The organism is Rosettibacter firmus (genome assembly GCF_036860695.1).
Classification (GTDB): Bacteria; Bacteroidota; Ignavibacteria; order Ignavibacteriales; family Melioribacteraceae; genus Rosettibacter; species Rosettibacter firmus.
The window spans coordinates 673,173-690,769 of sequence record NZ_JAYKGJ010000002.1; the positions used below are offsets into that span (position 1 = coordinate 673,173).

Annotated in this window: 15 protein-coding genes; 11 read left to right on the plus strand and 4 right to left on the minus strand. The window is 30.2% G+C overall.

What is annotated here, in order from left to right:
• Positions 1 to 125 precede the first annotated feature (125 nt).
• From nuoE (VJY38_RS09740) to VJY38_RS09790, 11 genes are all read left to right on the plus strand, one after another.
• Positions 126 to 617, plus strand: coding sequence for an NADH-quinone oxidoreductase subunit NuoE (gene nuoE, locus VJY38_RS09740; RefSeq protein ID WP_353680503.1), 492 nt, complete (start codon positions 126 to 128; stop codon positions 615 to 617).
• Positions 614 to 2,599 carry an NADH-ubiquinone oxidoreductase-F iron-sulfur binding region domain-containing protein gene (locus tag VJY38_RS09745; protein WP_353680504.1) on the plus strand — a complete coding sequence of 662 codons (1,986 nt, stop codon included), beginning with the start codon at positions 614 to 616 and terminating at the stop codon, positions 2,597 to 2,599. Before nuoE (VJY38_RS09740) ends, VJY38_RS09745 begins: the two co-directional genes overlap by 4 nt.
• A 16-nt stretch (positions 2,600 to 2,615) precedes the next feature.
• Positions 2,616 to 4,346 carry an NADH-dependent [FeFe] hydrogenase, group A6 gene (locus VJY38_RS09750; RefSeq protein WP_353680505.1) on the plus strand — a complete coding sequence of 577 codons (1,731 nt, stop codon included), beginning with the start codon at positions 2,616 to 2,618 and terminating at the stop codon, positions 4,344 to 4,346.
• A gap of 27 nt (positions 4,347 to 4,373) precedes the next feature.
• Positions 4,374 to 6,362: a [Fe-Fe] hydrogenase large subunit C-terminal domain-containing protein gene (locus VJY38_RS09755; RefSeq protein WP_353680506.1), complete on the plus strand. Its 1,989-nt coding sequence runs from the start codon at positions 4,374 to 4,376 to the stop codon at positions 6,360 to 6,362.
• A 14-nt stretch (positions 6,363 to 6,376) separates the two neighbouring features.
• Positions 6,377 to 6,775, plus strand: a complete 399-nt coding sequence (locus VJY38_RS09760; protein ID WP_353680507.1) for a response regulator — start codon at positions 6,377 to 6,379, stop codon at positions 6,773 to 6,775.
• Between the two features lie 5 nt (positions 6,776 to 6,780).
• The gene (locus VJY38_RS09765) at positions 6,781 to 8,256 is read left to right on the plus strand and encodes an ATP-binding response regulator (protein WP_353680508.1); all 1,476 of its coding nucleotides are present in this window, start codon (positions 6,781 to 6,783) and stop codon (positions 8,254 to 8,256) included.
• Between the two features lie 22 nt (positions 8,257 to 8,278).
• Positions 8,279 to 8,656, plus strand: a complete 378-nt coding sequence (locus VJY38_RS09770; protein ID WP_353680509.1) for a response regulator transcription factor — start codon at positions 8,279 to 8,281, stop codon at positions 8,654 to 8,656.
• 1 nt (position 8,657) lies between these two features.
• Positions 8,658 to 9,131, plus strand: a complete 474-nt coding sequence (nuoE, locus tag VJY38_RS09775) for an NADH-quinone oxidoreductase subunit NuoE (protein WP_353680510.1) — start codon at positions 8,658 to 8,660, stop codon at positions 9,129 to 9,131.
• A gap of 8 nt (positions 9,132 to 9,139) precedes the next feature.
• Positions 9,140 to 10,336 (plus strand): complex I 51 kDa subunit family protein, encoded by a 1,197-nt coding sequence (locus VJY38_RS09780; RefSeq protein ID WP_353680511.1) that lies wholly within the window; start codon positions 9,140 to 9,142, stop codon positions 10,334 to 10,336.
• Positions 10,326 to 12,242 carry an NADH-dependent [FeFe] hydrogenase, group A6 gene (locus tag VJY38_RS09785; RefSeq protein WP_353680512.1) on the plus strand — a complete coding sequence of 639 codons (1,917 nt, stop codon included), beginning with the start codon at positions 10,326 to 10,328 and terminating at the stop codon, positions 12,240 to 12,242. Before VJY38_RS09780 ends, VJY38_RS09785 begins: the two co-directional genes overlap by 11 nt.
• Positions 12,243 to 12,337: 95 nt before the next feature.
• A complete protein-coding gene (locus VJY38_RS09790) occupies positions 12,338 to 13,798 on the plus strand; it encodes a sensor histidine kinase (RefSeq protein WP_353680513.1) in 1,461 nt (486 codons plus the stop codon).
• Here VJY38_RS09790 and ispE read toward each other — a convergent pair.
• Genes ispE through VJY38_RS09810 form a run of 4 tightly spaced genes read right to left on the minus strand, consistent with a single transcriptional unit; the run spans position 13,743 to position 17,581 of the window.
• Complete coding sequence (gene ispE / locus VJY38_RS09795; RefSeq protein ID WP_353680514.1) at positions 13,743 to 14,585, minus strand: 4-(cytidine 5'-diphospho)-2-C-methyl-D-erythritol kinase; 843 nt, start codon at positions 14,583 to 14,585, stop codon at positions 13,743 to 13,745. The genes VJY38_RS09790 and ispE overlap by 56 nt on opposite strands.
• Positions 14,566 to 15,456 carry a homocysteine S-methyltransferase family protein gene (locus VJY38_RS09800; protein ID WP_353680515.1) on the minus strand — a complete coding sequence of 297 codons (891 nt, stop codon included), beginning with the start codon at positions 15,454 to 15,456 and terminating at the stop codon, positions 14,566 to 14,568. The genes ispE and VJY38_RS09800 overlap by 20 nt, the downstream gene beginning before the upstream one ends.
• Complete coding sequence (locus tag VJY38_RS09805) at positions 15,453 to 16,583, minus strand: glycosyltransferase family 9 protein (protein WP_353680516.1); 1,131 nt, start codon at positions 16,581 to 16,583, stop codon at positions 15,453 to 15,455. The genes VJY38_RS09800 and VJY38_RS09805 overlap by 4 nt, the downstream gene beginning before the upstream one ends.
• Positions 16,571 to 17,581: a glycosyltransferase family 9 protein gene (locus VJY38_RS09810; protein WP_353680517.1), complete on the minus strand. Its 1,011-nt coding sequence runs from the start codon at positions 17,579 to 17,581 to the stop codon at positions 16,571 to 16,573. Before VJY38_RS09810 ends, VJY38_RS09805 begins: the two co-directional genes overlap by 13 nt.
• Between the last annotated feature and the right edge of the window lie 16 nt (positions 17,582 to 17,597).

The following is a 17,597-nucleotide window of genomic DNA, read 5'->3' on the forward strand; positions in this document are numbered from 1 at the left end:
TAAGAATAAAAGATTAAAATCTTTAATCAAAACTCATTTTTTTTAAAAATAATGAGCTATCAAAGTCCTAATTAAATTGGCATATATTCTGTAAATATATGATAACAATTAAAGTGAGTGAGTAAATGCATAATCATCTTTTTCAAAAATATCCTAAAAATGATAGAAGTAATTTAATAGCTCTATTGCAAGATGTTCAGGATATTTATGGTTATTTACCAGAAGAAGCATTAAAAGATATATCCGAACATTTAAATATTTCTTTGAGCAGTGTTTATGGTGTAGCTACATTTTATAATCAATTCAGATTAACTCCTTTAGGAAAAAATGTTATTAGAGTTTGCAGAGGAACTGCCTGTCATGTAAAAAACTCTGCTAATCTTCTGATAGCTCTTGAGAATGAACTGGGTATTACTGCTGGAAAAACAACAAGAGATAAGTTATTTACACTTGAAACAGTAGCATGTATTGGTGCATGTAGTATTGCACCAGTAATAAATATTAATGATGAATATTATGGAAGAGTTACAGTTAAAGAAATTCCCAGGATACTCAATAAGTATCGTAAAGAAGAATTATCAAAACGTAAACAGGAACAAATCGAGAGTGCAGAATGAAAAGTTTCATCGAAAAATGCTGCGAACAATGCTGGCATACTTCAGAAACACCATGTGAACAATTTATTGCATGTTGTATAGATGGTCCTCTTTGCCATCAAGATATTAAATGTAAAGAAAAATTCCAGAAACTAAATTCTTCATTAAAATATTATGAACATGATATTCCATTAATTTTTATTGGAATGGGAACATGTGGTCTGGCTTCAGGAGCAGATAAAGTTAAAAAAGCAATAGAAGAAGAATTAGAAAAGTATAATATCCAAGCACAAATTATTCCTACTGGTTGTATTGGTTATTGTGCTAAAGAACCAATTGTTGATATTAAACTTCCTGGCAAAGATAGAATTTCATATTGTGAAATACTTCCTAAAGATGTTCATGAATTAATTAAAACCACATTAATTGATTGTAACATTTATAAGAAAAAATTGTTAGGCACTTATGGCAAAGGTTCTGATGCAATCCCAAACATTAATGAAATTCCATTTTTCAAAAGACAATTAAAAATAGTTCTGGAAAATTGTGGTGTTATAAATCCTACATCTATTGATGAATATATCTCTTCTGGTGGATTTAAAGCATTAGACAAATCTCTAAGATTATTAACCCCAGAAAAAGTTATACAAACAGTAAAAGAAAGTGGCCTAAGAGGAAGGGGTGGAGCTGGTTTTTTAACTGGACTTAAATGGGAACTTGCTTACAATAAGGAGTCTGATACTAAATATATCATATGTAATGCAGACGAAGGTGATCCAGGTGCATTTATGGATCGTTCAGTTCTTGAAAGTGATCCATTTAGAGTAATTGAAGGAATTATTATTGGTGCATATGCAATTGGTGCTTCTTATGGATATATATATTGTCGTGCTGAATATCCTCTTGCTATAGAAAGACTTGAAAATGCAATAAGAAAGTGTAAGGAATATGGATTACTTGGGAAAAACATTTTAAACAGCGATTTCGATTTTGAATTAAAAATTAAAAAAGGTGCTGGTGCTTTTGTTTGTGGTGAAGAAACTGCATTAATAGCTTCGATTGAAGGGAAAAGAGGAATGCCAAGACCACGTCCACCTTATCCAGTTGAATCTGGTCTTTGGGGTAAACCAACTGTTATAAATAATGTAGAAACTTTTGCTAATATACCTTCAATTATAAATCATGGTCAGCAATGGTTTTCATCAATAGGAACAGAAAGTAGTAAAGGAACAAAAGTATTTGCTCTTAGTGGTAAAGTTGTTAATGGAGGACTCGTAGAAGTTCCAATGGGAATAACATTGCGAGAAGTAGTTTTTGAAATTGGCGGAGGAATTCCTAATAATAAAAAATTCAAAGCTATTCAAATTGGTGGCCCTTCGGGTGGATGTCTTCCAGAGTCAGTCATTGATACTAAAGTAGATTATGAATCTCTTCGTAATGTAGGTGCAATGATGGGCTCAGGTGGATTTGTTGTGATGGACGAAGATACATGTATGGTTGATGTTGCAAAATTTTTCTTAACATTTATTCAAAATGAATCTTGTGGAAAATGTGTTCCATGCCGCGAAGGTACAAAAAGAATGCTCGAAATTATTGAGAGAATTCCTGTTCGATATGGAAATAGTGGAAATAAAACAGAACAACTTCAAAGATTCAAAGGCATTATTTATTTACAAAGATTAGCTGATGTAATAAAAGATACTTCACTTTGTGGCTTGGGACAAAGTGCTCCTAATCCAGTTCTATCTGGACTAAAATATTTTAGAGATGAATACGAAGAACATTTGTTTGAAAGAAAATGTAAAGCTAAAGTATGTAAAGAATTATTAACTTATGAAATTGATCCAGATTTATGTAATGGATGTGGTGTTTGTTTAAGAAATTGTCCTGCAGATGCAATAATTGGAGAAAAGAAACAACCTCATCAAATCATCCAGATTAAATGTACAAAATGCGGTATGTGTTTTGAATCATGCCGATTTGAAGCTGTTAATGTTTATTAATTCAACGGAGAATAAAATGGTAGAATTAACTATTAACGATATAAAAGTAAAAGCAGAAGAAGGAATGACTATTCTTGATGCTGCAAAATCTGTTGGCATATATATTCCAACATTGTGTCATTTGAAAAATTTATTTCCTACAGGTGCTTGTAGAATTTGTGTGGTCGAAGTTGAAGGAATGAGAGGTTTGATTCCCAGTTGCGCATATCCTGCTATGAATGGAATGAAAGTTCAAACTAACTCTCTTAGAGTAAGAGTAGCACGAAAAACCATTGTTGAACTTTTGATAGAAAATCATCCTCAGGATTGTTTAATCTGTGTAAGAAATAAAAATTGTGAATTACAGGATTTAGCAGAAAGATACAGTGTAAGAGAACATCGTTATGCTGGTGAAAAGAAAAGTCATGCGATTGATATTTCCAGCGCTTCGATGGAAAGAGATCCGGCAAAATGTATTTTATGTGGTAGATGTGTTAGAACATGTAATGAAATACAAAAAATTGGAGCTATCGATTTTACAAATCGTGGCTTTAGAAGTAATGTTACTACTCCTTTTAATAAAGGATTAAATGTTAGTGATTGTATTCTCTGTGGACAATGTATTCTCGTCTGTCCAACAGCTGCTTTGAGAGAGAAAAGTCATGCTAAAGAAGTTGTTGCTGCACTTAACGATAAAAATAAATTTACAGTTGCACAAATCGCTCCAGCAGTTCGTGCAACTTTAGGAGAAGAATATAATCTTCCACTTGGAACTAATGTAACTGGACAAATAATCACAGGTTTAAGACGTCTTGGATTTAAAAAAGTATTTGATACAAACTTCGGAGCTGATTTAACAATTCTTGAAGAAGCAACTGAATTAGTTAATCGTATAAAAAATAATGAAACACTTCCAATGTTTACAAGCTGTTGCCCGGGATGGATAAAATATGCAGAACAAAATTATCCTCATCTTTTAAATCATATTTCTACATGTAAATCGCCACATGAAATGGAAGGGGCAATTATTAAAACTTATTATGCTAAGAAAATGGGATTGAATCCAAAAGATATTTTCGTAGTGTCAATAATGCCATGTACAGTTAAAAAATTTGAATCAAGTAGACCTGAATTAAGTGAGAATTATTTCCCGGATGTAGATGCAGTATTAACAACACGAGAACTTGTAAGATTATTTAAAGTTGCTGGTATCGACTTCAATGATTTACCAGAAGATAATTTTGATAATCCACTTGGTGAATCTACTGGTGCCGCTGCAATATTTGGTACAAGTGGTGGGGTAATGGAAGCAGCTTTAAGAACTGCATATTATAAAATATCTGGTAAAGAACTAAATCAACTCGATTTCGTAGATGTTAGAGGAATGAGTGGAATAAAAGAAAGTTCCGTTTCAATTAATGGAATGACAATTAATATAGCTGTTGTAAATGGAATTGGTAATGTTAAAAAAATATTAGAAGAAGTTGAGCAGGGCAATTCAAAATACCATTTCATAGAAGTTATGGCTTGTCCTGGTGGATGTGTTAATGGTGGCGGACAACCAATACATCAAAATCCAGAAAAAGTAAGAAAACGTGCACAGGCTCTTTATGAAATAGATGCAAAAATGAAAAATAGACGGTCACATGAAAATGAGTCAATAAAAAAATTATATAAAGAATTTTTAGGTGAACCCTGTGGTCATCTGTCACATGAAATCTTACATACAACTTATATAAATCGTAAAAAAATTCTCGAAGAAGTTTAAAATGCTTATACATTTATTATAAACAATATGTCAGCAGGAATAGTAACAACAATAGGACAGAAATGTAAAAGATGTTATTCTTGTATAAGAGAATGTCCTGCTCGCGCAATTAAAGTGATTAATGGTCAAGCTGTTGTGATTGAAGAAAGATGCATAACATGTGGTCACTGTGTTAAGGTATGCTCTCAAAATGCAAAAAGTGTCTTAAATGATAAAGATGTGGTTATGAATGATTACTTACTAAATAATAAAACATTCGCAATAATTGCACCATCATTCCCGGCTTCATTTCCCGGTGCAGAAAAAAAATTAATCGCTGCATTAAGAAAACTTGGATTTAGTTTTGTAGGAGAAGCAACATTTGGTGCAGATTTAATTAGCAATTATTACATAAAATATCTTGAAAAATCAGATAATAAAACAATCATCAGTAGTCCATGTCCAGCAATTTATATATGGATCGAAAAATATTTTACAGATATTGTTGAGAATCTTGCTGAAGTAGTATCTCCTATGATTGCAATGGGAAGATATTTGAAGAAGAATTATGGAAATGATATTAAAGTAGTTTTTATCGGTCCATGTATTGCAAAAAAAAGTGAATACCGTGATGAAAATGTTTCCGGTGCAATTGATGCTGTATTAACTTTTAAGGAATTAAAAGAAATAATTGAAGAGAATGAAATATCTTTGTCTGATCTTGAGGATTCAAATTTTGATCCTCCATTTGCCTATATGGGGAAAGCATATCCACTAACTGGTGGTTTACTAAAAACTACAAATACACACGGAGATATTTTAGAAAAAGAAATAATAATTGTTGAAGGAAAAGATAAAGTGCAGGAGATATTAAAAGAAATAGCTGATAAAAAAATTAAATCCAAGTTTATTGATATTTTATTTTGTGAAGGTTGTATTAATGGACCCGCAATTGATTCTAATCTGAATTATTATTCAAGAAGAGAAAAAGTTATATCATATATCGAGGATAACATAAATTCATTCGATAAAAGAGTATGGCAAAGTACACTTTTTAACAACCGAGATTTGGACCTTAGTAGAAAATTTCAACCTAAAAATCAGAAAAAGCCAGATCCTTCTGAAGATTTAATAAAATCTATTCTTGCTAAAACTAATAAGTTCAGTAAATCTGATGAATTAAATTGTGGTGCCTGTGGCTATCCTACTTGTAGAGAATATGCAATTGCAATTGCTAAAGATTTAGCAGAAGAAGATATGTGCTTACCTTATTTAATAGAAAAACTTGAACTTGCCAATAAAGAAATTAAAGAAACACAAGAACAACTTGCTCATGCAGAAAAATTAGCTTCAATTGGTCAATTAGCTGCAGGTGTTGCTCACGAAATTAATAATCCGCTTGGTTCTATAATGATATATGCATCACTGCTTATTAAAAAGATTGGAAAAATTATTAACGAACCACAATATGTAGAAGATTTGAAATTAATATTGGAAGAAGCAAATAGATGCAAGAATATAGTTTCAAACCTTTTGAATTTTGCTCGACAAGGAAAACTAAGAATAACCCAAGTTAATGTTTGTGAAATTGTTAATGATGTAATAAGATTAATTAAAGTTAAACAAGAATTTTCTGATGTGACTATAATTGAAAATTATAATGGTGGCAATAAAACAATAGAAGGTGATTTTGATCAGTTAAAACAAGCATTATTAAATGTGATTATTAACGCCTGCGAAGCAGTAGAAAATAAAGATGAAAAGGTAGTAACAATATCATATGCTGATGATAAAGATAAATTGTTAATAAAAATTTCTGATACCGGTGCCGGAATTCCACCTGAAAATCTAAGTAAAATATTTACTCCTTTTTTTACAACAAAAAAAATTGGAAAGGGAACAGGGCTTGGTCTTGCCATTACTTATGGTATAATTAAAATGCACAAGGGAGATATTAAAGTTAACAGTGAAGTTGGAAAAGGAACAAGTTTTATTATTACTCTACCAATCAAACAAAATATTTTAATAGAAAATTAAACGAGGTTAATAAAATGGAATTATCAAAAGTTAAGAAAATACTAATAGTTGATGACGACATCGATTTACTTGAACAAAATAAAATTCTACTCGAAAGCAAAGGTTTTACTGTTATAACTGCTGAAAATAGCACTGAAGGCTGGAAAAAATTTCAAGATGAAAAACCTGATGCAGCAATTGTTGATTTAATAATGGAAGAATCTGATTCTGGTTTTGTTCTGTGTTATAAAATTAAAAAAACAGAACACGGAAAAAATATTCCAGTATTTATTCTTACTTCGGCTACTTATACGACTGGTTTTAAATTCAGTGCATCAACACCAGAAGAAAAAGAATGGATTAAATGTGATGGTATATTAAACAAACCTGTAGTAATCGAAGAATTATTAGCAAAAATAGAAAACTTTCATTGATTAAGATGAATAACAAACCAAAAATATTAATTATCGATGACGAAAAAGGCTTAAGAATTGGTACACAAAGATTGCTTGAAGAAGAAGGTTATGATGTAACTGCAGTCGAAACAGGTGAAGAAGGCATTCGAATCGGTACCAGAAATGATTTTGATATTGCTGTTATCGATTTAAAAATGCCAGATTATGATGGTCTTGAAGTTTTGCAAAAAATTAAAACTAATCGACCACTTACTGTTTGTTTCATAGCAACTGCATTTGCTAGTTATGAAACCGCAATACAATCAACAAGACTTGGTGCATTTGGTTACATACCAAAACCTTTTACACCAGATGAATTTCTTTACCAAATTGAACAGGGAATTAAACAGAGAAAATTAATATTAGAATCAGAAAAATTGAAAAAAGAAAGAGAAGAAAATCTTTTAGAATTAGCTTCAGAAAAATCTAGACTGAATGCAATTATTAAATCTATAAGTGATGGAGTACTTGTAATTAATAAAAATGGAGAATTAGCTTATTATAATTATGCCGCATTAAAATTTCTTGATTTATCTGATATAAAAATTGGAGATAAGATTCTTCCACTATTAAATGAAAAAATTGTACAAATAGTAGAAAAGATCTTTTCTTCGGAGACAATTTTATTAAAAAGTTATACAACTCAAATCGAATTAAAACCAGATAATGAATTAATAGTAGAAGCAGCTGCAACTCCAATACCACATCCAGATGGTACACTGGCAGGTGTTGTAATTGTCTTGAGTAATATTACAGAATTCAAAAAAATTGAATTAATTAAATCTCAGTTTGTTTCAATGGTTGCTCACGAACTTAAAGCTCCACTTGCTGCTGTTCAAGGTTATTTAAATTTATTAACTGATGAAAAGATCAATCTACCAGAAGAAAAAAGAAAAGATTACTTAAATCGCTCATTAATAAGATTAAAAAGCCTTAGTGATCTTGTAAATGATCTTCTTGATATTTCAAGGATGGAACTAAAAACCAAGTTTAGAGAAATTGAAGATGTAGATATTAGAGATATTATCAAAAATTTAATCCAGTTTTTTGAAATTGATATTAAAAAAAGAGGTTTAAATTTAGAAATTAATATTGCCGAAAATTTGCCTACAATAAAAGCAGATCAGAATGAAATATCCCGTCTTATTACAAATCTCCTTAGCAATGCAATAAAATATAATAAGGATAATGGTAAAATCATTATCGACATATCATCGTCAACAAATTATTTGGAAATAAAAATTACAGATACCGGTATTGGACTGAAGCCAGAAGAAAAGTCAAAATTATTTAATGAATTTTTTAGAGCTAAAAATGAAAAAACGCGAGGCATTAGTGGTACTGGTTTAGGATTAAGCATTGTAAAAAAAATTGTGGATTCTTATTACGGTAAAATTGATGTTGTTTCCGAATTTGGAAAAGGAACAACATTTATAATCAATTTACCTATTAACATATAAAAATAAACTAAGGAGATGAAATATGGCTCTAATAGCAATTATTGATGATGATCCAGATATCATTGATGCTAGTAGTATAATCTTAAAATCAAAAGGACATACGATTATTTCTGCTTCGAATCCTGATGATGGTTACAAACTAGTTACAAAGGAAAAACCAGATTTAATTATTCTTGATGTTATGATGGATGAACCAGATGATGGATTTTATTTAGCACAAAAATTTCGTAAAGAAGGAATTACAACTCCAATCTTAATGTACACATCGGTTTCTAAAGCAACAGGCTTAGAATTTGAGAAAAGTGAAATGGTTCCGGTTGAAGATTTCGTTGAAAAACCTATTTCGCCAGAAGAACTTATCCAAAAAGTAGAAAAATTATTAAAGAAGGAGGGTAACTGAAATGCTGGTTTTGGAAAGAAATACTTTGACCGAAGAAATTGAAAAACTTGTTACTAAGTATGGAAAAGAACGTTCATCACTTCTTCCAATACTTCAAGATATACAAAGAAAATACAAACATATTCCAGACTTTGCTCAACAGGAAATTGCAAGACTTCTCGATATTCATCCAGTTGAAGTATATAGTGTTATCTCTTTTTATTCATTCCTTAGTACAGAACCTAAAGGAAGATACATTGTACGCTTGTGCAAAACTATTTCTTGCGATATGCAGGGAAAATCTGCTGTTGCTAAAGCAATTCAAAGAGAGTTAGGAATTAATTTTGGCGAAACTACAAAAGATAAAAAGTTTACACTTGAATATACTAATTGCTTGGGTATGTGTGATCAGGGTCCAGCAATGATTGTAAATGAAAGAGTCTATACAAAGCTAACTCCAGAAAAAGCTATCCAAATATTAAATGAACTGAAGTGAGGTGAATTATGGAAAAGAAAAGAAATGGCATATTAATTTTTTCTGAATATAGTCGTGGAGCTGGGATTAAAAAAGCTTTAGAATCATCGAGAGAAGATATTTTATTTGAACTACGCGAATCAAATTTAAGAGGAAGAGGTGGAGCTGGATTCCCAACTGCCACCAAATGGACTTTAGTTGCTGCAGCCTCGGCTGATCAAAAATATGTTATCTGTAATGCTGATGAAGGTGAACCAGGTACATTTAAAGATAGAGTACTTCTAATGGAATATCCTGAATTAGTTTTTGATGGAATGGTAATAGCAGGTTATACAATAGGTGCTACTAAAGGTATAGTTTATCTCAGGGGTGAATATGAATACATGCTTAAATTTCTTGAAGATTATCTTGAACAAATGAGAAAAGACAATTTATTAGGTAATAATATATTAGGAAAAGAAGGATTTAATTTTGATATAACAATTCGCTTGGGTTCTGGTGCTTATGTTTGTGGCGAAGAAACTGCTTTAATCGAATCACTTGAAGGGCATAGGGGCGAAGCACGTAATCGACCTCCTTATCCAGTCAATACTGGATTTTTAGGAAAACCGACTGTTGTAAACAATGTAGAAACTTTAGCTTCAGTCCCACATATAGTTACAAAAGGTGGTAATTGGTTTAGAAAATATGGTACTGATAAATCAACAGGCTCAAAATTATTCTCTGTTTCAGGTGATTGTGAAAAACCTGGAGTATACGAATTGCCATGGGGAACTAAAATTTCTGAATTACTTGAATTAGTTGGAGCAAAAAATACTAAAGCTGTCCAGGTAGGTGGTGCTTCTGGAATTTGCATTCCTAAATCTCAATTCGATAGAACTCTTGCTTACGAAGATGCTGCCACTGGAGGTTCAATAATTATTTTTAACGAAAGTAGAAATATGTTACATATTCTGAAAAATTTTATGGAGTTTTTTGTTGAAGAATCCTGTGGACAATGTACTCCATGCAGAATTGGTAATGTAAAATTATTAGAAGGAATAGAAATGATTGAAAAAGGCAATTATACTTTTGCATATATCAATAACTTGAAAGAATTAGGAAGAACAATGCAAGTAGCTTCAAAGTGTGGATTGGGACAATCGAGCCCAAATGCATTCTTATCAATCTTAGAAAATTTTAAAGAAGAAATTTTTAACGGCAACGGAGGTCAAAATGGAAAGTAGAGGAGATTTCAGAGTACCTGTAAGTCAAACAGCTCATAAAGTAGAAATTCCAAAAGATACTTCAGGCATAGGTGGAACTGTAACAGTAGAAATTAATGAAAAGAAAGTCTCCGTACCGTTGGGAACAACAATACTGGAAGCATGTAGACAGGTTGGAATTTCTATCCCTACTTTATGTCATCATGATGATTTATGTATTGCAGGTGTTTGTAGAATTTGTGTTGTAGAAGTTGAAGGAATGAGAACATTGCAAGCAAGTTGTTCTTATCCAATAACTACACCAATCAAGATTAAAACTTCTACACCAACAGTAAGAAAAGCACGCAGACATATTCTCGATTTATTGTTAAGCGAACACTATGGTGAATGTTATTCCTGTTTTCGTAATGGAAATTGTGAATTACAAAAACTTGCAAAAGAATATGGTGTTGATAATTATACATTTGGTCATGTAAATAAACCAAGATACGAAGTTGATAGATCTTCTTACTCTGTTATTAGAGATATGAGTAAATGTATTTTGTGTAAAAGATGTGTTAGAACATGCATAGATTTACAGGAAGTTGGTGTACTCGAAGCAATAGGAAGAGGTGATAATACTCATATAGGAACATTTCTTGATAAACCACTTGCTGATGTTATATGCATTAATTGTGGACAATGTATTAATCGTTGCCCAACTGCAGCATTAAGAGCAAACGATCCATCAGATGAAATATGGAAAGCAATTGACGATCCTACTAAACATGTTGTAATTCAAACAGCACCATCTCCACGTGCTGCTATTGGCGAAGAATTTGGTCTACCTGCTGGAACATCTATGACAAGAGAATTAAATACTGCTCTTAGAAGAATCGGATTTGATAAAGTATTCGATACAAATTTTGCTGCTGACTTAACAATTATAGAAGAAGGGACTGAACTCATTCTTAGGCTTTATAAAGCTCTTGTGAAAAAAGAACCTGTTGCTCTCCCTCAGTTTACTTCTTGCTCTCCAGGTTGGGTTAAATACATTGAACATTTTTATCCAGAGTATCTTGACCATATGAGTTCTGCAAAATCACCACAACAAATGTTTGGTGCATTAATTAAAACCTTTTATGCACAGAAAGCTGGAATTGATCCAGAGAATATTGTTTCTGTAGCTTTAATGCCTTGTTCTGCAAAGAAATTCGAATGCAATAGACCAGAAATGAATTCAAGTGGTTTCAAAGATGTAGATTATGGATTAACAACTCGTGAATTAGCACAAATGATAAAAGAAGCAGGAATAAATTTACCTGAAATGCCTAAGAGTGATTTCGATTCACCGTTTGGAGAAGCATCTGGTGCAGGATTAATTTTTGGTGCTACAGGTGGTGTTATGGAAGCGGCTTTAAGAACTGTTGTCGAATTTATTACTGGCAACAAAACAGAAGATATTTTTGAAAGAGCAAATATAATCCCATTACGTGGTTTTGAAGGTATTAGATACATGGAAATTCCTATTGGTAATAAAGTTGGACCTGTTCCAGATTTAATTAAACATTTAATTCCAGATTGGAATTGGTTGAAAGGAGCTACACTCAAAGTTGCAGTTGCTCATGGAACAGCAAATGCAAAGAAAATTATGGAAGATATCAAAGCAGGTGGAAAATTTTCTGAATGTCATTTTATTGAGTTTATGGCTTGTCCAGGTGGTTGTCTGGGTGGCGGAGGTCAACCAATACCAACAAATCCTGAAATTAGAAAAAAACGTGCTGAAGCAATTTATGCAGAAGATGAATCTCTTGAAATTAGAAAATCACATGAAAATCCGAATGTTATTAGACTCTATAAAGAATTTCTAACTGAAGGTCCTTGCAGTCATCTATCACATAAATTATTACATACTCATTATGTAAAACGAGGTAGATATATTGCTTAAACCAATCAGAGGCTGTCCAAAATAGGCAGCCTCTTTTTGTTTACTTTAATGTATCGTATTTATATTTTTCACTCAAACATAAAAACATTTTTATTATGCTTTTACTTCTTCCTGATTGGGCAAAAAATTATGGTGAGTTCTGGCGAGCAATTCAAATAAGAAATTTATGGTTTATTAAATTAAGATATCTTGTTGTAATCTTATTGATATGCTTCTTACTATCAGGTGAATTTTTATTTAAATTCAATTTTACAAGAACACAGATAATTGCCATCTCTACAATTACTTTCTCCATTTTAGTTTATAATATTTTATTACATATCTTTAGAAAATACGTTGGATGTTCCCCAGATAAATTTAATAGCCTTCATCTTTCTTTAATTCAAATGATACTGGATTTAATAGCATTATTATTATTGGTCTATTTTACTGGTTTAATCGAATCTCCATTATATATTTTTTTCATATTCCACATGATAATTGGAAGCTTAATACTTCCAGGTTATCTTGTTTATGTAATGGCTGGAGTAGTTAGTTTCCTGTTTACATTGTTAATAGCATTAAGTAAGATTTCATTAATAAAAATACATTTGATTAATGGTTTATATTCTTCTCCAGTTAATAATACATTATCATATGAGTTAATAACATTAGTCTCATTCATAATGATGTTATTTGCAAGTGTTTATTTAGCCAATAATATTGCAAGACAATTGTATCGTAGGGAACAACTTTTAAGAACATCACTTCAAAAAATTGATGAAGCTGAAAAATCAAAACAAAAATATATTATTGGAATTGTTCACGAAATTAAAACACCAGTAACAGCAATAAAATCAATAATAGATGTTGTTCTTCAACATTATGTTGGAGCAATAAGTAAAGAAGCAGAAGAAAAATTAAACCGTGCTAAAATTAGAACCGAAGAAACTTTGAGTTTGCTCAATAATGTTTTGAGAATATCACGACTCAAACTTTTAGATATTCGTTCCGCTGAAGAAATAGATATAAATTCTTTTATTCAAAATATAATAGAAAAACAAAATGAAAGCATTAAAGCAAAAAATATTGAGTTATTATTTGAAGACAGAAGAAAAGTTAAGAAATTTATTAAATCTGATATGATATTATTAGAGCTTGCCTTATCTAATATAATAAGCAATTCAATAAAATATGTTAATCAAAACGGGAGGATAGAAGTAATAATAGATGATGTTGATGATAAAATATCAATTGAAGTGTGTGATAATGGAATTGGCATACCTAAAGAAGATTTACCAAAAATATTTAATCAATTTTATAGAGCTTCGAATATAGACAAAACAAAACACGAAGGAAGTGGTATGGGTCTGGCAATTACAAAAGAAATAATTGAAAGGTTAGGAGGAGAAATAAATGTTATAAGTCCTTCAAGATTAGCGCACGATAATTTTCCTGGAAGTTGTTTCAAAATTATTACACCGTATTACTTTAAACCTTCCACTTATGATATTTTTGAAGTTAATCCAGAGGATTACTTATCCAGCAAAAATACTCTCGAGGGAAGCGATTCATAGCATTCTGTGCTTTTGTATAATCTTCAAAAAAACCAAAAACAGTTGAACCAGTTCCACTCATAGATGCGTATACCGCACCAGATTTATATAAATCTTCTTTAATTTCTTTTATTTCAGGATGCCATTCAAATATTATTTTCTCAAAATCATTAACTATTTTTTCTTTCATTAATTCATAGTTTAATAAATTATTATTTAATACTTGTTTATAATCAACAAAATCAGGTTCAGGAATTATTGATTCATAAGCTTCTTTTGTGGAAATATGAATTTTAGGATTTACAATTAAAACTGGCAATGGATTATCAATGGTTATTAATTCTAAATTTTCACCTCTTCCTTTACCAATTGCAGGCAAAGCTTTTAAAAAAAATGGAATATCTGAACCTAACTCCAAACTTATTTTGATAAGTTCTTCATAGCTTAGACCAAGATTAAATAATTCATTTAAGCAAATTAAAGTAGCTGCAGCATCTGAACTTCCACCTCCTAAACCTGCACCAATTGGTATCCTTTTAATGAGATTAATTTTTACATTTACTCGTTTATTATAAAATTTTTCGAGTAAGTTTTTTGCTTTTATTATCAAATTTTCTTCTTCATTATCTGTAATTTTTAGATTAGAATTAAACTCGAATTTTTCTGATAATTCAAAAGTGATGGTATCATATAAATCTTTAATTGGATAGAAAAGAGTATAAATATTATGATATCCATCATTTCTTTTTTCTAATACTCTTAAACCGATATTAATTTTGGCTGGTGCTTTAATTTCTATATATCTCATTAAATAAATCCTTAATTGCTTTTATATGAGATGGATTTGATCCACAGCAAGTGCCTACAAAAATAGGTTTTAAATCAAGTAAAGATTTTACAATGTTCACATAATTTTCTGGAGATATTCCACAAACAATATTTTCATCATTATAATTACCTGCACCACAATTAAAATAAAATCCCCATCTTGGTGGTAATGAATATTTTTCTATGTATTTAATAAATGCTGAAGGCTTTATACAATTAAAACCAATTGCAGCTGGTTCAAATGAATTTATGTATTCAACAATATCATATAGATATTCACCACTGAGTATTTTTAGATCTTCATCAAAAAACAAACTTACAACAAAAGGAATTTTGTTTTTATAACAATGATTACAAATAATTTCAATCTCATCTTTATGGCTTTGAGTCTCATTCCAGATTATATCAACATTATTTTCCCATAAAATATCAATATGTGTTTTGTGATTATACTCTAATTCTTTGTACGAAATTGTTCTTTCTCTTTGATAGCAATCTTCTGCAGGAGCATTTGAACCAGCAATAATTATTTCTTTTTCACCTCGTGATTCAAAAGCAATTTCTATTGCCTTTTTAACAATATCATTTGTGTTAATATTCATATTTGATTTGTTAATTACATATGGATTTGTTCTAAATGTATTGGTTATTATAATTTCTGCTCCAGATTTTATGTATTCATAATGTATATTTTTAACTAAATCTGGATTGTTAATGTTAGATAATGCAGTCCACAGCAATGGATGACTTATAACACCTTTATCAATTAGCAGGCTTCCCATTGCACCATCAAGTATCAATGGTCTTTTCAATTGATTATGTAATTTTAATAAATTTAATCTCTCACTCATTTTTTCAAACTATCAAAGTATTTAACTGTTTCATTTATTATTCTTTCTAAATCTATCATTTGAATACATTCAAGATTGTAAGGACATTCTTTTTTCCAGCAGGGAGCACAAAATAAACCATCAGGATAGAGTTTAACACCTCTGTCATAAAGATCAATTTCTGTCCAGCAACTTAATCCAAACCAGGCTATAACATATTTTTTTAAAGCAATTGCCAAGTGCATACCAAAAGAATCGCCAGTTATGATAACTTGTGGTATACTTTCGTAACAAGCACCTTTTCTTATACCTTCATTAGTAGGTGTATTTATTATTTCGTTTTTAAAGAAATCGCTTATGATTTTATTCCTTTCAGTATCTTCTGGACCACCAAGTAACATTATTTTAAATCTATTAAAAGAAAGGAATTTTTCTATTAATATTAAATGCTGTTCTATTGTCATTTTCTTATTAGGATAAAGCAGGGAGCATCCTGTATTAAAACCAATAACTTCATCAGTATCTTTAATACCAATATTTTTTTTATACTCATCAATAAATAATTTTTCTTCTTCAGTAAATTCAAAAACATATTCATCACGATTGTATTCTAATTCAAATGTTTCTGCTAAAATTTGCTGACCTGTTTTTTGATTAATCTTAAACTTAAGATTATCATCAAGTCCAAGTTTATAATTATATAAGGCACCATCATTTAAAGGTATTATTTGCATATTCTTATTAATACCAAAACCAAGTTTCTCTTTAGCTTTTAATTTCATTGTAAGAGCACCAGCCTTAACCGATTTATCTGAATTCAAAACTAAATCGAATTCCATTTCTGTTAATATTGAAATGTTTTCATAGTCATATATAAATAATTTATCTATGTATGGATTATTTTTCAGAATATCCGCTGAATTTTTTAGTGTTAACCAGTAAATGGTTGATTCAGGATATTTTCTTTTTATAGCCGGGAGTTGAGCAGTGGTCATTAATACACTTCCCATTGCTTCTAAAGCAATTATGAGAATCTTTTTCCCGAATTTATTTTCATCTTTACAACCTTGCTCCAGGCAATTGTATCCTGGATAACATGGTTTATAACCTGTAAAATTTTTGCAATCAGGTATATTTAATTTTTCCATAATAACTCTTCAATAAATGGTTTTAATTTATTTATAACAGATTCGTATTTAATATTATGTAGTGTAGGTTCTTCTGTAATTACACATTCAAATTTTGATTTATATGGATACCAGATCATTTCAGATGTCTTGTATTTAACATAAAGACCGAATACTGGGACTTTATATGCAGATGCCACATGGACAACCGAAGTATCTGGTGTAATTAATAAATTCAACTTGCTAATAAGAGCAGTAAAAATTTCAAATGAGTTATTATAAAATATAGGATATTTATCATCAGCAATTTCTTTTGCTTTAGTCACATCATTTGGAGAACATAATACTATCAGACCAGCATTTTTATATATACTAAGATCTTTTAATAATCTTTTATAATTTTCAATTGACCAGAATCTGGAATCATTACCTGCAGAAATATTAATTCCAATTTTAAATACATTATTTAATTTATTATTATTTATATAATTACAAATATTACTTAATGCATTTTCACTTACTTTATAATGAATATTTATTTCATCTTTATTGTAAGGCACATTTAGTATTTGAGAAAAACTCATTAATCTATCTACTATATGAGTTTTTGATTGTTGTTCAATTACATAATCATATAATTTATTATTCCATTTATTAAAACCAATCTTAAATTTTGCTTTTGAAAAAGCTAATATAAAACTCCCGGTTGTGGAAACATCATTGTGAAGATCGATGATAGCATCAGGTTTTATTGAATTTATAATTTTGATCAATTTCAAAAAATTTATCTCATTTTTATCATAAACTATTACTTCATCACATAATTCTTCTGAGTTAAAAATAAAGTGATTGTACTTGCTTGCCACAACAAATATTTTATAATTCGTTTTTGATTTTATGTTATACAACAATGAGGTAGATACTAAAGCATCTCCAATTCTATTTAATCTAATAAAAAGTATTTTTGAGTTATCATTTAAAACAATTTTATCTGCTCTTTTTCTCTTTCTAATGAACAATAAAAATAGCCTCAGA